The sequence below is a fragment of the Halomonas sp. H2 genome, from assembly GCF_050215315.1.
Classification (GTDB): Bacteria; Pseudomonadota; Gammaproteobacteria; order Pseudomonadales; family Halomonadaceae; genus Vreelandella.
In genome coordinates this window covers 3,627,379-3,647,993 of record NZ_CP189760.1, presented here as the reverse complement: position 1 = coordinate 3,647,993, position 20,615 = coordinate 3,627,379, and the positions used below count along the sequence as shown (strand labels likewise).

General features: G+C 56.0%; 19 protein-coding genes, 1 pseudogene and 1 other annotated feature. Of the genes and pseudogenes, 8 read left to right on the top strand and 12 right to left on the bottom strand.

Annotation, left to right across the window (positions count from 1 at the left end; genetic code table 11):
* Window positions 1–36 precede the first annotated feature (36 nt).
* The 6 genes from ACQE2I_RS16875 to ACQE2I_RS16850 form a co-directional block, all read right to left on the bottom strand.
* Window positions 37–1,527 (bottom strand): NAD-dependent succinate-semialdehyde dehydrogenase, encoded by a 1,491-nt coding sequence (locus ACQE2I_RS16875; protein WP_427029194.1) that lies wholly within the window; start codon window positions 1,525–1,527, stop codon window positions 37–39.
* 43 nt (window positions 1,528–1,570) lie between these two features.
* The gene (locus tag ACQE2I_RS16870) at window positions 1,571–2,806 is read right to left on the bottom strand and encodes an alpha-hydroxy acid oxidase (protein ID WP_427029193.1); all 1,236 of its coding nucleotides are present in this window, start codon (window positions 2,804–2,806) and stop codon (window positions 1,571–1,573) included.
* A gap of 125 nt (window positions 2,807–2,931) precedes the next feature.
* Complete coding sequence (locus ACQE2I_RS16865) at window positions 2,932–3,849, bottom strand: dihydrodipicolinate synthase family protein (protein ID WP_427029192.1); 918 nt, start codon at window positions 3,847–3,849, stop codon at window positions 2,932–2,934.
* Window positions 3,850–3,912: 63 nt separating this feature from the next.
* Window positions 3,913–5,379 (bottom strand): tripartite tricarboxylate transporter permease, encoded by a 1,467-nt coding sequence (locus tag ACQE2I_RS16860; RefSeq protein WP_427029191.1) that lies wholly within the window; start codon window positions 5,377–5,379, stop codon window positions 3,913–3,915.
* Window positions 5,380–5,452: 73 nt separating this feature from the next.
* Window positions 5,453–6,415: a Bug family tripartite tricarboxylate transporter substrate binding protein gene (locus tag ACQE2I_RS16855; RefSeq protein WP_427029190.1), complete on the bottom strand. Its 963-nt coding sequence runs from the start codon at window positions 6,413–6,415 to the stop codon at window positions 5,453–5,455.
* 59 nt (window positions 6,416–6,474) lie between these two features.
* The gene (locus tag ACQE2I_RS16850; protein WP_427029189.1) at window positions 6,475–6,924 is read right to left on the bottom strand and encodes a tripartite tricarboxylate transporter TctB family protein; all 450 of its coding nucleotides are present in this window, start codon (window positions 6,922–6,924) and stop codon (window positions 6,475–6,477) included.
* Between the two features lie 238 nt (window positions 6,925–7,162).
* Between ACQE2I_RS16850 and ACQE2I_RS16845 the strand changes: the two genes are divergently transcribed.
* From ACQE2I_RS16845 to ACQE2I_RS16835, 3 genes and pseudogenes are all read left to right on the top strand, one after another.
* The gene (locus tag ACQE2I_RS16845) at window positions 7,163–7,960 is read left to right on the top strand and encodes an IclR family transcriptional regulator (RefSeq protein WP_427029188.1); all 798 of its coding nucleotides are present in this window, start codon (window positions 7,163–7,165) and stop codon (window positions 7,958–7,960) included.
* A gap of 127 nt (window positions 7,961–8,087) precedes the next feature.
* Window positions 8,088–8,345: pseudogene (locus ACQE2I_RS16840) on the top strand (IS3 family transposase); the annotation flags it as partial.
* A 49-nt stretch (window positions 8,346–8,394) separates the two neighbouring features.
* Window positions 8,395–9,611, top strand: a protein-coding gene (locus ACQE2I_RS16835) for an IS3 family transposase (protein ID WP_427029187.1) whose coding sequence is annotated in 2 segments (ribosomal slippage) — window positions 8,395–8,680 and window positions 8,680–9,611 — 1,218 coding nt in all. Because the reading frame shifts where the segments join, the coding sequence is not laid out codon by codon here.
* Window positions 8,670–8,786 (top strand) — a sequence feature (AL1L pseudoknot). (Overlaps the previous gene by 117 nt.)
* 71 nt (window positions 9,612–9,682) lie before the next feature.
* Here the strand turns inward: ACQE2I_RS16835 and ACQE2I_RS16830 are convergent.
* The 3 genes from ACQE2I_RS16830 to hemE all read right to left on the bottom strand — a co-directional run bounded on the left by ACQE2I_RS16830 (window position 9,683) and on the right by hemE (window position 12,749).
* The gene (locus ACQE2I_RS16830) at window positions 9,683–10,693 is read right to left on the bottom strand and encodes an amino acid ABC transporter substrate-binding protein (RefSeq protein ID WP_427029185.1); all 1,011 of its coding nucleotides are present in this window, start codon (window positions 10,691–10,693) and stop codon (window positions 9,683–9,685) included.
* Between the two features lie 83 nt (window positions 10,694–10,776).
* Window positions 10,777–11,637, bottom strand: a complete 861-nt coding sequence (gene speE, locus ACQE2I_RS16825) for a polyamine aminopropyltransferase (protein WP_427029184.1) — start codon at window positions 11,635–11,637, stop codon at window positions 10,777–10,779.
* Entirely contained in the window at window positions 11,637–12,749 is a 1,113-nt protein-coding gene (gene hemE / locus ACQE2I_RS16820; protein WP_427029183.1) for a uroporphyrinogen decarboxylase, read from the bottom strand. The genes speE and hemE overlap by 1 nt, the downstream gene beginning before the upstream one ends.
* A 262-nt stretch (window positions 12,750–13,011) precedes the next feature.
* Between hemE and ribA the strand changes: the two genes are divergently transcribed.
* Window positions 13,012–13,647 carry a GTP cyclohydrolase II gene (gene ribA / locus ACQE2I_RS16815; protein ID WP_427029182.1) on the top strand — a complete coding sequence of 212 codons (636 nt, stop codon included), beginning with the start codon at window positions 13,012–13,014 and terminating at the stop codon, window positions 13,645–13,647.
* Between the two features lie 18 nt (window positions 13,648–13,665).
* On the opposite strand, the gene ACQE2I_RS16810 is transcribed toward ribA, so the two are convergent.
* Both ACQE2I_RS16810 and djlA read right to left on the bottom strand, forming a co-directional pair.
* Window positions 13,666–14,289, bottom strand: a complete 624-nt coding sequence (locus tag ACQE2I_RS16810; protein WP_427029181.1) for a glutathione S-transferase family protein — start codon at window positions 14,287–14,289, stop codon at window positions 13,666–13,668.
* Between the two features lie 84 nt (window positions 14,290–14,373).
* A complete protein-coding gene (gene djlA, locus ACQE2I_RS16805) occupies window positions 14,374–15,138 on the bottom strand; it encodes a co-chaperone DjlA (RefSeq protein ID WP_427029180.1) in 765 nt (254 codons plus the stop codon).
* Between the two features lie 106 nt (window positions 15,139–15,244).
* On the opposite strand from djlA, the gene ACQE2I_RS16800 reads away from it, so the two are divergent.
* The 3 genes from ACQE2I_RS16800 to ACQE2I_RS16790 all read left to right on the top strand — a co-directional run bounded on the left by ACQE2I_RS16800 (window position 15,245) and on the right by ACQE2I_RS16790 (window position 17,633).
* Entirely contained in the window at window positions 15,245–16,600 is a 1,356-nt protein-coding gene (locus ACQE2I_RS16800; RefSeq protein WP_427029175.1) for an IS1182 family transposase, read from the top strand.
* A gap of 141 nt (window positions 16,601–16,741) precedes the next feature.
* Window positions 16,742–17,014, top strand: coding sequence for a TOBE domain-containing protein (locus ACQE2I_RS16795; protein ID WP_427031495.1), 273 nt, complete (start codon window positions 16,742–16,744; stop codon window positions 17,012–17,014).
* A gap of 1 nt (window position 17,015) precedes the next feature.
* A complete protein-coding gene (locus ACQE2I_RS16790; protein WP_427029179.1) occupies window positions 17,016–17,633 on the top strand; it encodes a histidine phosphatase family protein in 618 nt (205 codons plus the stop codon).
* Window positions 17,634–17,877: 244 nt separating this feature from the next.
* Here the strand turns inward: ACQE2I_RS16790 and ACQE2I_RS16785 are convergent, their stop codons facing one another.
* Complete coding sequence (locus ACQE2I_RS16785) at window positions 17,878–18,066, bottom strand: hypothetical protein (RefSeq protein ID WP_427029178.1); 189 nt, start codon at window positions 18,064–18,066, stop codon at window positions 17,878–17,880.
* Here ACQE2I_RS16785 and ACQE2I_RS16780 point away from each other — a divergent pair.
* Window positions 18,065–20,527, top strand: a complete 2,463-nt coding sequence (locus ACQE2I_RS16780; RefSeq protein WP_427029177.1) for a TonB-dependent receptor plug domain-containing protein — start codon at window positions 18,065–18,067, stop codon at window positions 20,525–20,527. The genes ACQE2I_RS16785 and ACQE2I_RS16780 overlap by 2 nt on opposite strands.
* Window positions 20,528–20,615 lie beyond the last annotated feature (88 nt).

The following is a 20,615-nucleotide window of genomic DNA, read 5'->3' as shown; positions in this document are numbered from 1 at the left end:
AGCCCTGCACGCACTTAGTCAGGAATGTCTGAAAAATCAATCATTCGCTTCCTGAATGCGTAAGCAGAGATACTTGATCTCGACATAATCCTCAATTCCGTATTTCGATCCTTCGCGGCCCTGACCCGATTGCTTGATGCCGCCGAACGGTGCCGCCTCAGTTGATATCTGGGCGGTGTTTATACCGACCATTCCATATTCCAGCTGTTCTGCCACGCGGAAAATTTTCGACATGCTTTCCGAATAAAAATACGAAGCAAGGCCATATTCAGTATCATTGGCCATGTCAATGACCTGCTGCTCGGTGTCGAATTTGAACAGCGGCGCGACCGGACCAAAAGTTTCTTCGCGTGCGACTTTCATCTGTGGTGTCACGCCGCTCAGAACCGTTGGCTGGAAAAATAGTCCGCCTTGTAGGGCAGGGTGACCTCCGACCTCGACATTAGCTCCCAGAGCGACGGCATCAGCGATATGTTCGACAACCTTGGCAACCGCCTTGTCAGTGATCAAAGGACCTGTGACCACGCCATCCTCGAACCCATCGCCGACCTTCATCGTACTCACGCGCTGAGCCAGCTTGGCGGCAAAAGCATCGTAAACGCCCGCCTGCACATAAATTCGGTTGGCGCAGACGCAGGTCTGACCGTTATTGCGAAACTTAGCCATCATTGCGCCATCTACGGCCAGATCCAGATTAGCGTCGTCAAAGACAATGAACGGCGCATTGCCGCCCAGCTCCAACCCTAGTTTCAGGATCTGCTCCGCTCCCTGACGCATCAAAATTTTCCCCACTCCGGTCGAGCCGGTAAAGGTCAGCTTTCGCACCTGGCGGTTTTCGGTAAATTCCTGGCCCAGCGCAGGTGAATCTGTTGATGTTATGACGCTGAAGACTCCGCTAGGCAAGCCTGCGCGTTCAGCCAGAATGGCCAGCGACAGTGCCGAGAGCGGCGTTTCGGATGCTGGTTTGGATACCATGGCGCATCCGGCGGCAGTGGCGGGGGCGAATTTGCGCGCTAGCATAGCGTTGGGAAAGTTCCACGGAGTGATAGCGGCCACAACCCCGATTGGCTGCTTCAGAACGATGATCCGCTTGTCTGTATCGTGGCCAGGGATGGTATCGCCATAGATGCGCTTGGCCTCTTCAGCGAACCACTGAACATAAGATGCGCCATATAGGATTTCGCCCCGTGCCTCAGCCAGAGGTTTACCCATTTCCATCGTTAGGATTGCGGCAAGATCGTTGACGTTGGTGATCAGCAGATCGGCCAGCCGTGTCAGAATAACAGCGCGATCTTTGGCAGTACGTTTTGCCCACAGTTTTTGCGCCCGTGCGGCAGCGTCGATGGCACGAATCGCCTCAGCTCGGTTCATGTCGGGGAGAGTTGCTACGACATCACCATTGGCAGGATTCAGTACATCGAATGTCTTCCCCGAATCGCTACGGTCTAGCCACTCGCCTGCAATCAGAGCACTGTCCGTGACCAGCGTGTGATCCTTCAGCTTGGCCAGTAATTTATCTGAGATCATCTTTGTCCAACCTTCTATTTTCCAGGAAATGGTTTGCTTATTGTCAATAGGTATGCGGCATGGCCATACGGTTTTGCTGGCGCAACAGGTCGGGCGACAGATCGGACAGTTGTCGGATACCCAGCAGGGCCATGTCACGGTCGATTTCTTCGCGCAGCAGCGCCATGGCACGTGTGACGCCAGGTAACCCAGCAACGGCAGCGGCGAACAGAAATGGACGACCCACAAAAACAAAATCGGCACCAAGCGCCAAAGCTTTCAGAACATCGGTGCCTCGGCGGATGCCGCTGTCGTACATGACAGTCATCTCTGCGGCACTGTTCTTGATCTGGGCAAGCACCTCTAGCGGAGATATAGCGCCGTCCAACTGACGGCCGCCATGGTTCGACACAATAATCCCATCGACGCCACACTGACGTGCCTCGTTTGCATCGTCAGACGTCAGCAAGCCTTTCACAACCAGCTTGCCCGGCCATATATCGCGGATCAGTGCGATATGCGACCAGCTTAGCTTGTCGCGCGCACTAAGCGAACGGGCTAGCTTGCGTGAAAACAAAGGTGGGCCAGGAATGGCATCGAAATTTTCGAATTGCGGCATGCCATGACGGACTAACTGCCCACCCAGTGTGCCGAGCGACCAACGGGGGTGAGTAACCCCTTGCCAGATCAGCGACGGGCTTAGCCGAAAGGGTGTGTCAAACCCATTGCGGGCGTTGTTTTCGCGGTTGGCGGCAACTGGCACATCGGCGGTAATAACTAGTGTGTCAAACCCTGCAGTTAAAATGCGGTTGACCATGGCGCGAATCCTGGTCTCATCACCGGATAAATAAGCCTGAAACCAGCGACTGCCAGCCTGTTTTGCGACACGCTCCAAGGGCGTCAGCGACGCGGCACTGCAAATCGCTAGACTGCCAGCCGCAGCCGCTCCGCGGGCCAGTATCACATCGCCATTCAAGGCCGCAAGCGCGCTGAACCCCATAGGTGCGATGCCGAACGGCACATCGTAGTCGATGCCAAACAGGCGGCGTCGGTGATCCCGGCTCTGAACGTCACGCAGCACGCGTGGGGCGAATGCGAACTGGCGGAACGCGGCACGGTTGGCATCAAGGCTTTGATCGGTTTCCGCGCCTCCCGCTATATAGCCATAGATCGCTTTGGGCAGAAACCGTCTAGCTCGTGCTTGAAAATCGTCAAGGGCTAGGTACTTGCGCACCCCTAGCGGCACTGCGTTGGGTCGGCGCTCAACAACCGCATCTGAACTTAGATTGGAAGATTTCATCAAGTGTTTCCGTCGGTCCTGTTAGTGAGGCGTCGTTATAATGTGCCGTAAAATCGGTGCTACATACGACAGGTTTGACGGCTACCTTTTTTATGCGCGTGCGCGATCAGCGCCTACGCAACATGTCAGATCGCGGCGAGCATGTTACTGACCTCTGCGGCCTTGTCATTATCCAGTTGCAGCAGGGGCGGACGGACGGCGCGCCATGCGGTACTGTTGTAAATCTGTGCCAGCACCGCCTTGATAGATGGGATCTGGGCATATTGAGTTGTGACGCGGCGGCCCTCGGTAATGTGGCTCTGCAGCGAATTCACCCAGTCGCTTTGGTTGTCATCGTTAAATGCGTTATAGATACCAGCTAGATCGCCTGCCAAAAAGTTACTGGTGGCGGTGATGCACCCGGCACCGCCAATTTTCAGCGTCGGCAGCATCAGTGGATCGGAACCGACAAATACCGGAAAGTCCGGCAATCCTTCGATCAAAGCGGTCGAATTGGCCAGATCAGCGGAGGAATCCTTGACCCCCGCGATCAGATCGCCGTGACTTTCGCGTAAGCGGGCGATGACGTTGACGCTGATCGACACGCCGCTCATTTGCGGAATGTGATACAACAGCACGCGTAGCCTGTCGTCGTCCACGCGGTTGAGGATATAGCTATAGGTTTCGACGATGGCGTCTTCGGACAGGGTTTTATAATAGAACGGCGGCAGGATCAGCGTATGCGAAACTCCGCATGAGAGCGCGTGCTTTGTCAGCGCAACGCTATCTTCGACAGAGGCCGCCCCTGTCCCGGGCACCAACTGATTGGGGCGGATACCCGCCGTCAACAACGCCTCCAAAGCCGCCATGCGTTCGGCGGTACTGAACGATGTCGCCTCGCCTGTTGTTCCTAGCATGGCCACACCATCGCATCCATCCGACAGCAGCTTTTTGGCGTGCGTTGCTAGCAAGCCGTGATCAATGGATAAATCGGCATTCAATGGTGTTACTGAGGCGCAGAACACACCTTTTAGCAATGTCGAGGAGCACGAAGCAGTGGTCATGGACACATTCCCTTAAGTTCTCGTTGGTAAATGGATAGTGGTGCGGTCGGCTCACCGGCCTGTTCAAGAGCTGGCTCGCAATTTGGCCACCAGTGGCCACGCTAGAGATAGAACCGTAAATAGCAGCAGCGTCAGCGTAATTGGTCCAGAAGCAAAAGCGATCACGTCATCACCTGCCTGCAATAGGCCTCGACGCAAATTTGATTCCGCAAGTGGTCCGAGGATAAGGGCAATACATAGAGCTGCCTGAGAAAAACCAAACTTGTTCATTACCCAGCCTAGGACGCCAAAACCCACCATCGTGTACAGGTCGAAGGGGTTGAGGTTGATCGAATATGCCCCTATGAAACAGAACACCACGATCGACATGGTCAGTACACGCCGCGGGATCAGCAGGATCCGTGAAAACATCGGGATCAACAACATGCCAAATATAAACATGAAAATAGTGGCAATGAAGGTGCCGCCAAAGATGCCTACGACTACATCGGGACGAGTTTCAAACAGCATCGGCCCTGGTGCCAGCCCCTGGATCAGTAACCCCCCCATTAGAACGGCCGTGACCACATCGCCTGGAATACCCAGCGCTAGCAGCGGGATTAGCGCAGCAGCGCACACGGCGTTGTTAGCACTTTCGGTGGCCGCGAGGCCTGGTGCATGGCCGGTGCCGAATTTTTCGGGTGTTTTCGATGCGCGGCGAGTTTCGTTATAGGCTATCCACGACGCTGTACCTGAACCAGTGCCTGGTACTATGCCTATAAACGTACCGATCAACGAACCGCGCAACAGCGCGCCACGGCTTTCGCGCAACTGACTTCGCGTGGGCCAGCGCCCCGAAACATCGACTACTTGTGGCTCGGCTTTAAAAATCCGCTCCATCTGCGAGAATACTTCGGATAGCGCGAAAAGCCCGATAAGCGCAGGAACAAAGGAAAACCCTGAAGCAAAATTCGGTATCCCAAACGTATAGCGTAGTACGCCCGAAACCGGATCGGCCCCAATGCACGAGATCAGCACCCCCAGCAAGCCTGAAATTGCGCCCTTCAGTATATCTCCTGATAGGGAGGCGATAATGGTCAGTCCAAATAATGCAAGCGCGAAATACTCTGGCGCTCCAAACTTTAGTCCAAAGGTTGCTAATTGCGGGGCCAGGGTAGCCAAAACCACAGCGGCAAAAAGTCCACCTACTGTTGATGCAATTGTGGCAAGTCCAAGCGCGCGCCCCGCCTCCCCGCGCTGAGTCATTGGGTAGCCATCCAGCACCGTCGCCGCAGAGGCTGGGGTGCCGGGTGTCCGCAGTAGGATCGAAGAGATGCAGCCCCCGTAAATGCCGCCGATATAAATACCGATCAGCATATTCAGACCCTGGATCGGGGGCATACCGAACGTCACTGGAATTAGCAGTGCTACGCCCATCGTCGCCGTCAAGCCTGGAAGAGCTCCTATGATTAGCCCACCCAATGTGCCCAACGCTATGGTCCATAGGACGCTAAAATGAAAAAGCTGCCCTAGATATTCAAAATTTTCCATCACAGAGGCTTCCTCATGAATTACTGCGGCAGGGGGACGTACCTCCTCTGCCGCCAAAGAGTGAGGGGTGGGGTTATTTGTTCATCCCGAACATGCCGATATCGCGGAGTATGGCCTCAGCTATAGTGGTATCTTCTTGGGCGCGAACTCGAAAAGTGTCAGCTTCCTCATACTCAGGTAATTCGTTCAATTCTCGCATGCTGTTCAGAAATTGTTCGTCTGCTACAGACGCTTCCAGTCCAGCGCGTAGCGTATGTAGAATATCGTCGGGTACACCTTTTGGGGCCACTAACCCTTTCCATGATGACCACGAAAAATCGATACCCTTTTCCTTGGCCGTAGGGGTGTCGGGCAGGGCCTCCAGCCGCTGGTCTTCCATTACAAGGATCGGTGTCAGGTTGCCCGACCGGATTTGTGGCAGCACCTCGGACGGTGAACCGGTCATGGCATCAACATGGCCACCAACGCAGGCTGTGCGCGAATCGGCAGCGCCGTTGAAAGGGATAGATTCGATCTTGATACCCTGATTCTTTGCAAATGCCTCCGTGGTGATCTGAACCGACCCGCCTGCTCCCGTGTTGGCGATCTGAGGCACATGTTCTGAGGCATAGGCGATAAAACCTTCATAATCACTAAACGGCGCCCCTGCGCAAGCAGCCAGAACATGGGGAACACGTCCAAACATGCCAATATAGGTCACATCGTCGAAGTTATAAGCCGTTCCACCAAGTAGTGGAAGCAACACTAATGGCCCTTGCAACCCAGTGCCTAGGGTATAGCCATCAGGACGTGCATTGACCATGCCGGACGTTCCAATCGAACCGCCGCCACCTGACTGATTGCGTACTACAATGGTGGCGCCGGGTATATTGCGCTCCATACTTTCAGCTAGAATGCGCATCGATACATCAGTGCCGCCGCCAGCCGAATAGGGCACAATGACCTGAATTGGACGCTGAGGGTAGTCATCGGCAGATGCTGTTAGCGCTGAAACGGCTAGCAACGCTGCCCCTAGGGTGTGGATTGTTTTTATCATAAATACTCCTAACGATATGTAAGTTGTAGAAGGTATGAGCTTGCCTTAATAGTCTTTTTTCAAGGCAGCCAGACCCCTAGTAAGCGGGTGAACCCCAAATAGACAATGCCGGTAATCATGGCGGGTAAAATCGCCAGTACGAGCACACGCCGTTCGCCCAACAAGACCATGCCAAGTACGAACACGATCAGCGTGGATACCAGATATCCCACCGCCACAAAGGCTGCAGCATAAACCGATAACAACGCAGCAAATAAAGCTATCAGTATCAATGTGCTCCGCGCTGGCAGCGTATTCACTTCTTTGGCCAAGTTTGAACACCAGAGTGCACGCACTAATAGCCCAATACTCAGCAACGACACGGCACCAATCATTAGCCACGGGATAAAAGTGGGGCCTGCGCTTGTGCCCGTTGATTTTGCGGTAAGAAGAAGAGTACGGGATGCCGCAAAACCGCAAAATGCGAGTAAGAACAGGCTAATCCATACATCAGCTAACGGTTTGCGCATTTCACCTCCATCTGCAGGATAGCAAGGCACATAAGACTTGCATTTTAATTATTTCATAGGCTCAAGATCATCGTCCGCTCAGCCTGCTGAACAAGGATCATCTAAACGAACGACAGCTCTTCCTGCTGAACATTATAGGAGGTTAGTGATTGCGTCAATTCGATTGATTTGCTTCTATAGTCGTATAAGAACCGTTGATATATTCAATTAACTGAGACCAATAGCTATAGGAATAGCCATGACATCACGGCAATCCGTAACAAATACGGCACCTGCGCTAGTACGTGGGGTTAGTATTTTGGATGAAGTTGCCTGCAACCCTGATAAATTAACTGTGGCCCAGTTGAGCCGCAATCTCAACTTGGCAAAAAGCTCTGTGCATGGGCTGTGTCTGGCGTTAGTAGATAATGGTTTGCTATTTAAAAATTCTAACCATACTTTTGCGATCGGACCACATGTGATGCGTTGGGCCAAGGCTTTCAAAACCAGATCTGATATTGCGACTGAGTTTTCTCAAATCTGGGATGAAGTGACGTTGCTACCAGGGTCAACTGTTACTCTGTCTGTGCATGAAGGTCTTGAAGTCGTTTATCTTGCTGCACGCAACTCGGGTCTGACCCCGTGGATGAATTTTCGTGTTGGGATGCGCCTGCCGGTAGCGTTCACCGCCACCGGCAATGTCTTTCTTAGTTATCTGCCAGATATGAAGATCCGCCAAATGTTCAGCAACAGCTTTCCGGAACCTATGAGCAGAGAGTCGGTACGAGATATTGAAGCCTTATTGGATAGGGTGCACGACACTCGGCGCACGGGCGTAGCTATTGATCGGGGTCAAGTCAGCGAATTAATGGTCTGTTATGGAGCCCCTGTTATCGGACCCGATGATACGCCTATTGCGGGTATCGCAGTTAGCTTGCCGATAGATGACGTGACACCGGAGCAAGAAAAACAGATATTGGACAGCCTGCAAAGGATGTCCCATACGATGTCGATTAGGCTCGGCGCAGATATTTCGTCCTTGAGACTTACCGTCTAAGGCATCCCCGCCAATTTAAGCCACAAAATCTGCCCTTAATTATAATGGTATAAATTATGAACTGTCCCCCTCGAAGGTTGGACACCAAACCAACCTTCGAGGGGGACAGTTCATGATATCTGGCGGCATCACAGCAGCGTTGCGCCAGGCGGGCGAGCAGGTTAACCACAAAACAGTTCAACGCCTGATACAGCATCTGGGGTTGAAATCATTGGTACGCCCGAAGAAATACCGCTCCTATCGTGGCCTACAGGCCAGTGTGCCAAACCTTCTTGCCCGTCAGTTTCAGGCTGAACGCCCCAACCAACGGTGGGTCACCGACGTCACGCAGTTCAATGTCCGAGGCGAAAAGCTCTACCTGTCGCCCGTGATGGATCTCTACAATGAACCGCCCCGGCTTTACCGGAGACTCCATATCTTGAGAGGATGGAGTTATGAACTCACTAAAACGATATTCCTCAGAAGTCCGGGAGCGAGCTGTTCGATTAGTCCTTGAACAGCAAGGCGAATACCCGTCCAGGTGGGCGGCGATCTGCTCCATTGCCAGCAAGTTTGGCTGTTCACCAGAGACCTTAAGAGCCTGGTGCAAACGCTCAGAACTCATGCAGGAAGATAGCTCGGCTAATCTGCCTGGAAATGAACGACTCAAGCAGCTAGAGCGTGAAAATGTCGAATTGAAGCGCGCCAATGAAATTCTTCGCAAGGCGGCTGCTTTTTTCGCCCAGGCGGAGCTCGACCGCAAACCCAATTGATGGTGTCATTTATCGACGAGCATCGTGCTCAGTTCGGGGTCGAGTCGATTTGTAGCCAGCTGCCAATCGCCCCGTCGACGTATTACCACCACAAGGCACTTGAGACCGATCCTGAGCGGCGGACAGATCGATATCGGCAGGATGCGTTTCTTACCGCTGAGATTCAGCGAGTGTGGGAAGAAAACTTCTGCGTCTACGGTGCTCGTAAGGTCTGGCGGCAACTCCGCCGTGAGGGCGTTAATGTTGCTCGTTGCACCGTAGAACGACTCATGCGACGCATGGGAATTCGCGGCGTGGTGCGAGGCCAACGTCCCTTCACGACGATTAGTGATCCCGACCAGAAACGAGCACCTGATTTAGTGAAACGTGACTTTACAGCCATGTGTCCTAATCAGCTTTGGGTGGCCGATTTTACGTATGTCGCTACCTGGTCTGGCTTCGTTTACGTTGCGTTCGTTATCGATGTTTATGCACGCTGTATCGTGGGTTGGCGCGTAGCAACGTCGATGAAAACGGGATTGGTACTGGACGCTCTGGAGCAAGCGCTGTGGGCACGAAAATACAGGCAAGGGTTAATCCACCATAGTGATAGAGGAAGCCAATATCTCTCGATCCGCTACACAGAGCGTATGGCTGATGAAGGTATCGATGCCTCAGTTGGCACCACCGGTGACTCCTACGACAATGCGCTGGCCGAGACCATCATCGGCTTGTTCAAAACGGAGGTGATTCACCATCGTGGACCATGGAAAGGGCGAGATGCCGTTGAGTATGCCACGCTGGAATGGGTTGACTGGTTTAACAATCGCCGACTGCTGGAACCCATAGGAAACGTTCCACCAGCAGAACGAGAAAAGACGTATTATCGTCAATTGGAGGAGTCGGGTGAAGCTGCCTGACTCAAACAAACCGGTCTCCGGAATAACCGGGGCGGTTCAATGGTTGATGACAGAGTGCTGACCGGTAAGCCCTAGCGAATGGGCGGGGCGTACTGAATGCCGCCATCGCGCCACAGAGCATTTAAACCACGGGTAATATTGAAGTTAGAGTCCAAGCCCACGTTGCGATCATACATTTCGGCGTAGTTGCCCACCTGCTTGACGATCTGATAAGCCCAGTCGTCATTGAGTCCCATGCCTTCACCAAAACTGCCGTCCTGGCCCAGCAGGCGGGCAATATCTGGATTATCGGAATCCGCGTGTTCATCAATATTGGTGCTTGAGACACCCAGTTCTTCAGCGTTGAGCATGGCAAACAGCGACCATTTTACGATATTGAACCACTGGTCATCGCCCTGGCGTACGGCGGGCCCAAGCGGTTCCTTGGAAATAATCTCGGGCAGCACTACCGCCATGTCGGGGTTGGCAAGCTGCATGCGTTGGGCATACAACTGAGAAGCATCGGAGCTTAAGACGTCGCAGCGCCCGGCTTCAAAACCGGCAATCGACTGTTCGGGAGAATCAAACACCACTGCGTCATAGTGCATGTCGTTAACACGGAAATAGTCTGAAAGGTTCAGCTCGCTGGTCGTGCCTGACTGCGTGCACACCGCCGCGCCGTCCAGGTCTTCGGCACTTTGCACGCCCAGGTCGCTTGCGACCATGAATGCTTGGCCATCGTAATAGCTCACCCCGGTAAAGTGCATACCTTGGGTGGTATCGCGGCTAGAGGTCCAGGTCGTCGTGCGCGAGAGCAGATCCACTTCGCCGGATTGCAGGGCGGTAAAACGCTCCACCGAATCGAGCGGTACGAAATCAACCTTGCTGGCATCGCCTAATGCCGCCGCGGCAATCGCGCGGCAGACATCGGTATCCAGGCCGCGATACGTATCGTTATCGTCCAGTGAGGAGAAGCCGGGCTGGGCGGCGTTCACCCCGCAGCGTACGCTATCGCGGGATTGAACGGTTTCTAATGTGGTGCCCAAGGCAACCGTCGGGACCAGGGCGCACGCGCCAATGCTTATCCATTTAAGGGTTTTCATTGTTGGTTCCTTAACGTGGTGACACAAAAAAGGCCGAGCAGTGCCCGGCCTCATCGCTTACTGGCGTGCTATTCAAATAAACGTTAGCCGAACGCTTTACGCATGAACGGTGGCAGCGCCAGGGCGCCCCGGTGGGCATCCACTGTGTAGTACTGTAGCGGCATTTTGTGGCTAGCGGCAGCCTCTTCGCGGAAGGTTTCCACGTTGGTGCCTTTACCGGCCAGTGTCACACTCCACCAGCCGGAAGGATAAACCGGCTGGGGGAAGGGCAGTGTGGCAACGCTGTCAAAACCGGCTTTCAACATGTCGTTGCGCAGCTCACGGATAATCGAGCCGCTGTGGTAAAGCGGTGATTCGCTCTGCTGCACCATCACGCCGCCGCTTTTCAAAATACGGTGGCAGCGCTTTAAAAAGTCGGTTTTAAACAGCCCCTCAGCGGGCCCAACCGGGTCGGTGGAGTCGATAATCAGCACATCGATGCTCTCATCGGGTGCAGCGTCCACCCACTTCACGCCATCGGCGAACAGCAGCTCGGCGCGAGGGTCGTTATTCGATTCTACTAACGACGGGAAAAAACGCTCAGAGGCCTTGGTGACCTCTTCGTCGATATCAATTTGGGTAACTTTCTCTACACTCGGGTGGCGCAGCACCTCTTTTAAGGTGCCGCAGTCGCCGCCGCCGATAATCACTACCCGCTTGGGATCTTGGTGGGTAAACAGCGCCGGATGCGCAATCATCTCGTGGTAGAGGAAGTTATCGCGATCGGTCAGCATCACGCAGCCATCCAGCACCATGAGGTTACCGTAGGTCTGGGTGGCGTAGACCTCCAGGTGCTGGTACTGACTCTGCACATCCAGCAGCTTTTCTGAGATTTTCAGCGAGAAAGCGCTGCCGTGGCTATCAAAGACTTCGGTAAACCACTGGTCGTCGCGTAAATCGCTCATCAATTGGCTCCTGGGTGCTGTGCGTTGGTGTGCGTCGCAATATCGCGGTGGTACTGCGGGCTGAGTTCGTGCAGCGCCTCCATAAAGGCGGTGACGTTATCAGGGTTGGTAAACTGGCTGATACCGTGGCCCAGGTTAAATACGTGACCAGCGCCGTGGCCGTAGCTTTCCAGCACCCGGGCCACTTCGGCGCGGATGGCCGAGGGGCGGGCAAACAGCACGTTGGGGTCAAGGTTGCCCTGTAGCGCTACCTTATGGCCGACCCGGGCGCGAGCATCGGAAAGCTCGGTAGACCAGTCGATACCCAGCGCATCGGCACCGGCGCAGGCAATATGTTCAAGCCACTGGCCGCCGTTTTTGGTGAACAAAATCACCGGCACGCGGCGTCCATCGTGCTCGCGGATCAGTCCAGAAACAATCTGCTCCATATAGCGTAGCGAGAATTCCAGATACGCAGGCGTAGATAGCGCGCCGCCCCAGGTATCAAAAATCTGCACCGCTTGGGCGCCCGCGCGAATCTGCGCATTCAGGTAGTCGGTCACCGAGTGGGCCAGGGTATCCAGCAACTGGTGCATGGTATCCGGCGTGTCGTAGAGCATAGTTTTCAGGTGGCGGAAGTCCTTGCTGGAACCGCCTTCGACCATATACGTCGCCAGCGTCCAGGGGCTGCCGGAGAAACCAATCAGCGGCATACGGCCATTTAACTCACGGCGAATGGTCGACACTGCGCGCATCACGTAATCCAAGTCGCGTTCGGCGTCGGGCACGCTTAGTGCGGCGACTTCTTCCGGTGTGCGCACGGTTTTACGAAACTTGGGGCCTTCGCCGGTTTCAAAATACAGCCCCAGACCCATGGCATCCGGAATGGTTAAAATATCCGAAAACAGAATGGCGGCATCTAGTGGGTAGCGCTCCAAGGGCTGCAGGGTGACTTCACAGGCCAGGTCATGGTTACGGCACAGATCCATAAAACTGCCTGCATCGGCACGATTGGCGCGGTATTCCGGCAGGTAGCGACCCGCTTGGCGCATCATCCACACGGGGGTGCGGTCAACAGGCTGACGCGCTAGGGCACGCAGAAAACGGTCATTTTGCAACGGTGTAGGAGTCATAGACACTTGCTCTTAAGAAGTTTGCCCGCATTGTCCTTGAAACAAGTACTGGGTACATGCACTTAGGATCGTATGGAGTGATTGTACTTGAAGATAAACGCTATGGCGGGATACTCGGTGGCAAAAATCGTCGCACCCGGCCAATTTTTCTCGTCAAATTAACCAATTTTAGCCGCTTCGCCAACGTGAGGCGGGCGCCGCTTCCTGGTAGAATACCTGCCCACTTTGCCAACGCTCGTTTGGTTAATCCGCGAGGTAACCTGTGACCATTCGCTTCATAGCCGCTTCCCAGCTGCCAACGCCCTGGGCAACATTCACCATGCATGGCTTCGAAGATGAAGCCACCGGCAAGGATCACATCGCCTTAACACTGGGCGATGTGACCGGCGACGAACCGGTATTAGGGCGGGTGCATTCCGAGTGTTTGACCGGCGATGCGCTGTTTTCGATGCGCTGCGACTGCGGTTATCAGTTGCAGGAAGCGCTCAAACGTATCGCCGAAAAGGGCCGTGGCGTGCTGTTTTATCTGCGCCAAGAAGGCCGGGGCATTGGCCTGTTAAACAAAATTCGCGCCTATCACCTGCAGGATCAAGGCGCTGACACGGTCGAAGCCAACGAGCAGCTCGGTTTTGATGCCGATATGCGCCGCTATGACCTGTGCGTACCCATGCTCGACCATCTGGGCATTACGTCGCTGCGCTTAATGACCAACAACCCGCGCAAGGTAGACGCACTGACCCGCGATGGGGTGAACGTGGTGGAGCGACTGCCGATCACCACCGGCCTTAACCCCCACAACGAGCACTACCTCTCCACCAAAGCGGGCAAGCTCGGCCATATGATGGCGCTCGACGACTTCACCCACGCCAGCGATGTGGATATTGAGCGTAAGGGCTAATTGAGCTGGCCGCCGTGTTTACTGCTCTGCGGCGGTTTTCTCACGCGTGGCTGCTGTGGCCATCGCGGGGCGCTGAATATGCCGCCCGCGGTAGGCCATCAGTGTTTCGGGTAGGCGGTGTTTCATGCTGATCGCCCACGATAAGGTGTGAGTTAAAAATAGATCCGCAAGCGTAAACGACTCACCGACTAGATACTCTTGACCGTTATAGCGGCGCTCCAAGGCGCTTAGCGCACGCTGAAACTCCCAGGCACACACCGGCAGAAGAGCGGGAACGCGCTTATCCTGGGGTAGGGCGAATTTGTGCTTGGCCTGATTCCACAACGGCTGCTCAATTTCAGTAACAATGAAGCTGAGCCACTGGTCGACCTGGGCACGGGCGGCGGGATCGCTGGGTAGCAGCGTGCCATCGCCATAGGTTTCGGCCAGGTAACGGCAAATAGGCGCCGACTCAAATAAGTGCACGTCACCGTCTTCAACCACCGGCACTTTACCGTCCGGATGGCGCGCCAAATGCTCTGCCGTTTGACCTTCACCCTTGTCCAACGCCACGTGCTGGCACTGGTACTCCAAGCTTAGCTCTTCAAGCGTCCAGGCCGCTCTCAGCGAGCGGGATTGGGGAAAGCTATATAACGTGATCATGGCGGGCTCCTGGCAATAGGCAATGATTGTCCAATCTAGCGGGCGTTAGCAGCGCTGTCGATTAGCCCTTTAGCACTACTATTGCTAAGCACTGCCTCGCGCTTCACGAATCCGCTCATAGGCGTTGCCGATTTCGCTGGTGCGTGCTTGGGCAACATCGCGCATGCTTTCGGGCAGGCCTTTGCCAGCCAGTTTATCGGGGTGGTTTTGGCTCATTAGGCGGCGGTAGGCTTTTTTGATCTCGCTGTCGCTGGCGTCTTCAGAAACACCCAGTACGCGGTAAGCATCTTTAAGCGCTTCTTCGCTGGCGCCCTGGGAATTGGCAGCGGCGCCGTGGAGCATCGCTTCGATCTGCTGCACTTCGGCGTCGCTGCAGCCTACGCCGCGGGCAACGCGCAGAATCATCTCGTGCTCGGCGGGGTGAAGCACGCCATCAGCAGCGATAGCCGAGAGCTGAACCTGGATAAATACTTGACGCAGAACCGGCTGGCGCTGAGTGAGGCGGTTAACGTTGGCCAGCTCGGTGTCCAGATTAAAGTCATCGGCGCGGCCACGCTCAAAGGCGGCGCGCGCCTTGGCGCGCTGTTCGCCCTGCAGGTGCATCTGGTCAAACAGCTTCTCGGCTACATCCAGCTCACCGTCGGTCACTTTGCCGTCGGCTTGGCACAGGCAACCCATCACCGAGAAGATTGATTCAAGAAAGCCTTCCTGGATGCGCATCCGCGCGGTATTTAGACGGCGGCTAAGGCGTTTGCTTAGCCACCAGCCCAGGCCGCCGCCAATCAACAGGCCCACCGGGCCGCCGAATGTAAGCCCAATCAAGCCGAAAATAATAATTAGAAATAGCATATGGGTCTCAGAAGTAGTTTAAAAGTAATAGCTTACTAGCAGTCTGTCGGGTTTTCGATAACGACGTGAGATACTCTCATCATGCTGCCACTACTGGAACGTCGCCATGAGCCGCTTCATCCCCGTTGACCGCCAGACCGACTATCTCCTGCCGCCTTCGGTGGACGAGTGGCTGCCCGATGGCCACCTGGCACGGTTCGTGGTGGATATTGTCGAGCAACTGGATCTTTCGGCATTGACGCGGCGCTACGCCGGCCGCGGGCACAAGGCGCATCACCCGGCCGTGCTGCTGAGCCTGCTGGTCTACGGCTACGCCACCGGGGTGGTCTCCAGCCGCAAGATTGAGCGTGCTACCTATGACTCGGTGGCGTTCCGCTACCTGGCCGCCAACACTCACCCCGACCACGACACGCTGGCCACCTTTCGCCGCCGCTTTTTGCCGGAACTGGAGCAGTTGTTCGTGCAGGTGCTGCTGCTGGCCCGCGAGATGAAGCTGCTCAAGCTCGGCGCCATCGCCCTGGACGGCACCAAGCTCAAGGCCAACGCCAGCAAGCACAAGGCGCTATCGTATGGCCACGCCAAGAAGCTGGAGGCGCAGTTCAGGGCGGAGGTGAAAGCGCTGACGCAGCGGGCCGAGTCGGCGGACAAGGAGGACGCTGCCGATGGCATGGATATCCCGGCCGAGATCGCCCGCCGTGAAGCACGCCTGGCGGCGATCGCTGAGGCGAAGGCCAGGATCGAGGCGCGAGCGGCGGAACGGGACGCCGCCGAGCAAGCGACCTACCAGGAAAAGGTGGCGCGGCGGGATGCGCAGCGCAAGGCCGGCAAGAAGCCCCGCGGGCGTGATCCCGAACCGCCGACGGGTGGCTCGCGTGACAAGGATCAGGTCAACCTCACCGACCCGCAGTCACGCATCATGCCGGTCACCGGCAAGGGCTTTGACCAGTGCTACAACGCCCAGGCCGCCGTTGATACCGATAGTTTGCTGGTGACCCATGTCCACGTCACTCAGGCGACCAACGACAAGCAGCAAGTCATGCCGTTACTGACGGCCTGGCAAGGCTACCCGGAGGTGCTGGGAAAGCCTGACCACCTGCTGGGTGATACCGGCTACTTCAGTGCCGCCAATATCCAGGCCTGCCATGACCATGGCATCGAACCGCTATTGGCGATGAAGCGTGACATCCATCACCTTCCGGTCTTCGAGCGTTTCGCCGCTGATCCGCCTGCACCCAAGAGCGAGGACCCTGTCGAGCAGATGGCGCATCGCTTGAAGACGCAGGCAGGGCGTGCGCTCTATGCGTTGCGCAAGCATACGGTGGAGCCGGTCTTCGGGATCATCAAACACGTGATGGGATTCCGTCAGTTCTCGCTACGTGGTCTGGATAAGGTCAGCGGCGAATGGCGACTGGCCACCTTGGCATGGAACATCAAGCGGATGCATCGCCTGGCATCAGGCTGAGGGGACCGCCCTCGTCGGGCAGGTGGCCGATACAAGCGCTCAGGCCGCTACGGGAGCACCGGATGGCGTCATGTTGCTGACGTAACCGGCACCAACACGAAAAATTGTGAGAAGTGGACGTCGTCACCGTGAGCGGCACCCATAACCCGACAGACTGCTAGAGGTGCGAATGCCGCCGGGACACATGTAGTACTGCGTCCGCAGAACATTTCGATGACATATGAAGCGCGGGAAAATGCGTTGAAGGGCAGGGTTCTGCACCGTGAATTTCTAGGCAGCCAGACTCGCTATCTGGTCAAGGCGGCGGGTACCGAGATAGTCGTGGATCAAAGCCACATTGCTGGGCAAGACTGGTTTGAACCGGGGAATGATGTTCATCTGGTGACCAATACAAAAAGTGCGATGGTACTCTGACATGACGCTTAGAGATCATAGAGTGGTGGTGCCGGATATCTATCTGCTGAGGCATGGTGAAACGGAGTGGAACCGGGTTGGTCGAATCCAGGGGCAGCTGAATTCCGATCTTACGGATCTTGGCCGAAAGCAGGCACAGACGCAGGCGGCGATACTGGATAGCTTCGACCTGAATAGGATTGACCGGTTCTGTAGTCCACTCTCGCGGACACGAGCGACCGCCGATATTGCTTTTCAAGGGCGCCCATATACAGTCGACCAGAGGTTGATGGAGATATTTTGCGGCAGCTGGGAGGGGCTGGCCCCAGCCGAACGCGAGACCCTCTATCCCGAACTGAGCGGCACCTGCACCAACGACATGGACCTCTACTTCAAGGCACCCGGCGGTGAGGGACTGGCCCGACTACAGAACCGCCTACGCTCTTTTCTTGCGGAACTGACCGGTCCGGCGATTATTGTCTCCCACAAAGTTGCGCTGATCGCGATCCGTGGCTGCTTGACGGGGTTGCCGAACACGCGCCTTCACGAATTGACCTCGACGCAAGGTACAATCATTCGGGTTTCTGGTGGCGTAGAAACGCATCTAGATAGGACGTCGGATCGTTTCTCCACGACCTGAATGGCAGCTCCGTCGAGAGCATGCAGGATGATGTTCAGTTCATGTGAAGCGTCGAAGAGTCATCGTTTTTCAGTACTAATCGGGCGAATATTCACAATTAACCTATTCCAACTGAGTTGGCGTCCATTCTGTCCCAGCCCTCGTCGCAATCTGCGGACCCAAGCGCATCACGCCGTCGATCGGAAACAATCCTTTTCTACTTTCGCTGATCAAGTAGGGCGTCACTATCTCTATTCCCACAACGTCAACGCAGTAAAACAACCTGGTGTTTTGCTGGTACCGGCATGTGAGGTTGGCTTATTTCTATCTTGTTGTGCCACATGACAATGACATACAATGTCACTTGACATTTGTTGTTATTTAAGTTTTCCTCACTATATAAATTACTCGCCATCAGCTCCTCTATGCCTACACCACAAAGCCCCAACATCATGCATAAACTCCTTTACCCGTTTGCCTCTGGTCTGCTGCTTTACGTCGGGCTGTTTACCGGCTCTGTGGCGCTGGCCGAAGAGGACGCCGGCGCTGCCGATACCGAAGATGACGATGCGCTGCCCGATTTCGTCGTCTACGCCGAGCGTATAGAGCCGGGGGTGCAGCGCCTGGCGGCGGAAGACATGCGCACCGGCGCCCGTGGAGACCTGGCCGAAGCGCTGAATATCATTCCGTCGGTGCGCGTCGCCGATGGCGCGAGTTCAAGCCTGCGGCAGGGCGATATCAAGCCGGCCGAGTTTTCCATACGCGGCGCCGCTCCGTATCAGAACAAGATCACGCTTGACGGAGCCAGCATCGATAGCTTTCTCGACCCGGGTAGCAAGCGGCCGGCCGGCAGCGGCCAAAGCCCCTCGCGCACTCAGGTTGAAGGCCACTCCCAGGGAGTGTTCATCGATCCGGGCTTCCTGGACGCGCTGGAAGTCATCGACATCAACGCGCGCGCCAGTGAGGGCGGCTTTACCGGCGGGGTCGTCAACGCCGAGACGCGTCGCTACGAAGGTGTCGATTCCTTCGAAGCCAGCTACCGGCGCACCGGCGGCAGCTGGACGCAGTTTCATATCGACGACGACCAGCGCGACGAATTTGAAGACAGTGCCGGGCAGTACCCCACCGGCACGCCCGGTGAGTTTCAGCCCGATTTCAAGAAGTCGAAAGCCGCCGTTTCGGGTGCCACGCGCGTCGGCGACATCGGCCTGTTCGCCGGCATTAGTGAAAATCGCTCGCGCATCACCCAAAAGCAGGCCGTCGCGTTTGATCTCTCGCACCTGCTGGAAACCGGCAGTGCCTTCAAGGCCGCGGATAATCGCACGCTCGATCGCCATTCGCGTTACGCCACCGTGCGCGCCGATACCCTCGACACCGACTACGACCTGAGCGCTACGCTTGCCTACAGCGACTACCAGGAAGACAGTTTTCTAATCAACTTTATTGGCTCGGACTTCAAGAGCCAGACCGAGGGGCTCACGCTCAGCGTCAATTACGGTGACGACATAGGCGACACCCGTCTTACCGCCAACACCAACCTGGGCTACAGCAGCAACGAGCGTCGCTCGCGGCGCAACTTCCTCAATAACTACAAGGGACGGAACCTGTATCAGGGTGGGCTGATCGGCGCCTACGGCGACCTTGCCAACGAGCAGCACAGCGTCGGCGGTAATGTGAAGCTGAGCACGCCGCTCAACGACAGCCAGACGCTCAACTATGGCGGCGAACTGAAATGGGCGCGCTACCGCCAGGACCGCAATTCGCCCTTTACCGAGCGCACCTATAATCCCATTGGCAATACCTATAGCAATACGCCCTACGAAGACCATTATCTCTATGAAGAATACGCCTACCGTAAAGGCACCCTCAGCTTTACCAACCTGAATGCCGCCCTGTTTGCCGAACTCGACGGCGAGTCTGGACGGTTCTTCTGGCGTCCCGGCCTGCGCCTCGAGCGCGATGACTGGCTGGGCAATACCAACCCGGCACCGCGGCTGATGGCCGGCATGCATCTGGACGAAGCGCATCGCTATCAGCTGCGGCTAGGTGCCAACCGCTACTACGGCAAGTCGTTTTTAACCTACCGACTGCGAGAGAAAGAGCGCAAGCTGCTCTCCATCCGCCGCCGGGCCGAGCGCGACCCCAATGCCGACTTTGTCGCGGTAGACCCCGACGCCGAGTGGCGCTACCGGCACCTGGATACGCCCTACGACGACGAATACAGCGCGGGCATCTACGGGCCGCTATGGCGCGGCAACGCTGGCCTGCAGGCCGTGTTGCGCAAAGGCGAGGACCAGATACGTACCTGGCGTGACCCCGACGGCGAGCAAAAATGGTATGCCAATACGGGCACTAGCGAGACGCAGCAGATAGACCTTTATTGGCGCTCGGACGCCCTGGCCTGGGGCGTTTCCACCTGGTATGTCAACGCCGCGCTGTCATGGATGGACAAGGAGACCGACGCCGGCTTCGGTGATGAAAATGGCGGCTATAACGGTACCCAGCAGGCCGACGAAGACGTGATGTTTGAAGGCGATCGCATCGCACGCTACCGCCTGCCGGCAGACGATTTCGCCATACCGGTATCCGCCACGCTGGATGTCACCACGCAGCTGTTCGACGAGCGCCTGACCCTGACGAACGGCTTTGCCTTTACCAACGGCTACGAATACCTGAATCGCACCGGCACCGATGACGCCACCGGCCTTGATACCTACGAAGTGAAGAAGCAGGGGCACACGCTGCGCTGGGATCTCAGCCTTGAGGCCAGGCTGCTGGCCGGCAACGCCTCGCCCTACCTCAAGGCCGACGTGCTCAACGTGACCGATAACCAGAACGTCATCAACTCCGAAAATGGCATTCAGCTCTACGGGCTTGGGCGCCAGCTCTGGCTGGAAGTGGGGTATCGTTTCTAGCTTATGATTAAACTGAAGCAGTCCTTCGAGTTTCGGACTGAAGTGTAGTGGCATAGTCAATTTGGCTACCTGTACCCGGCTCCGCAAA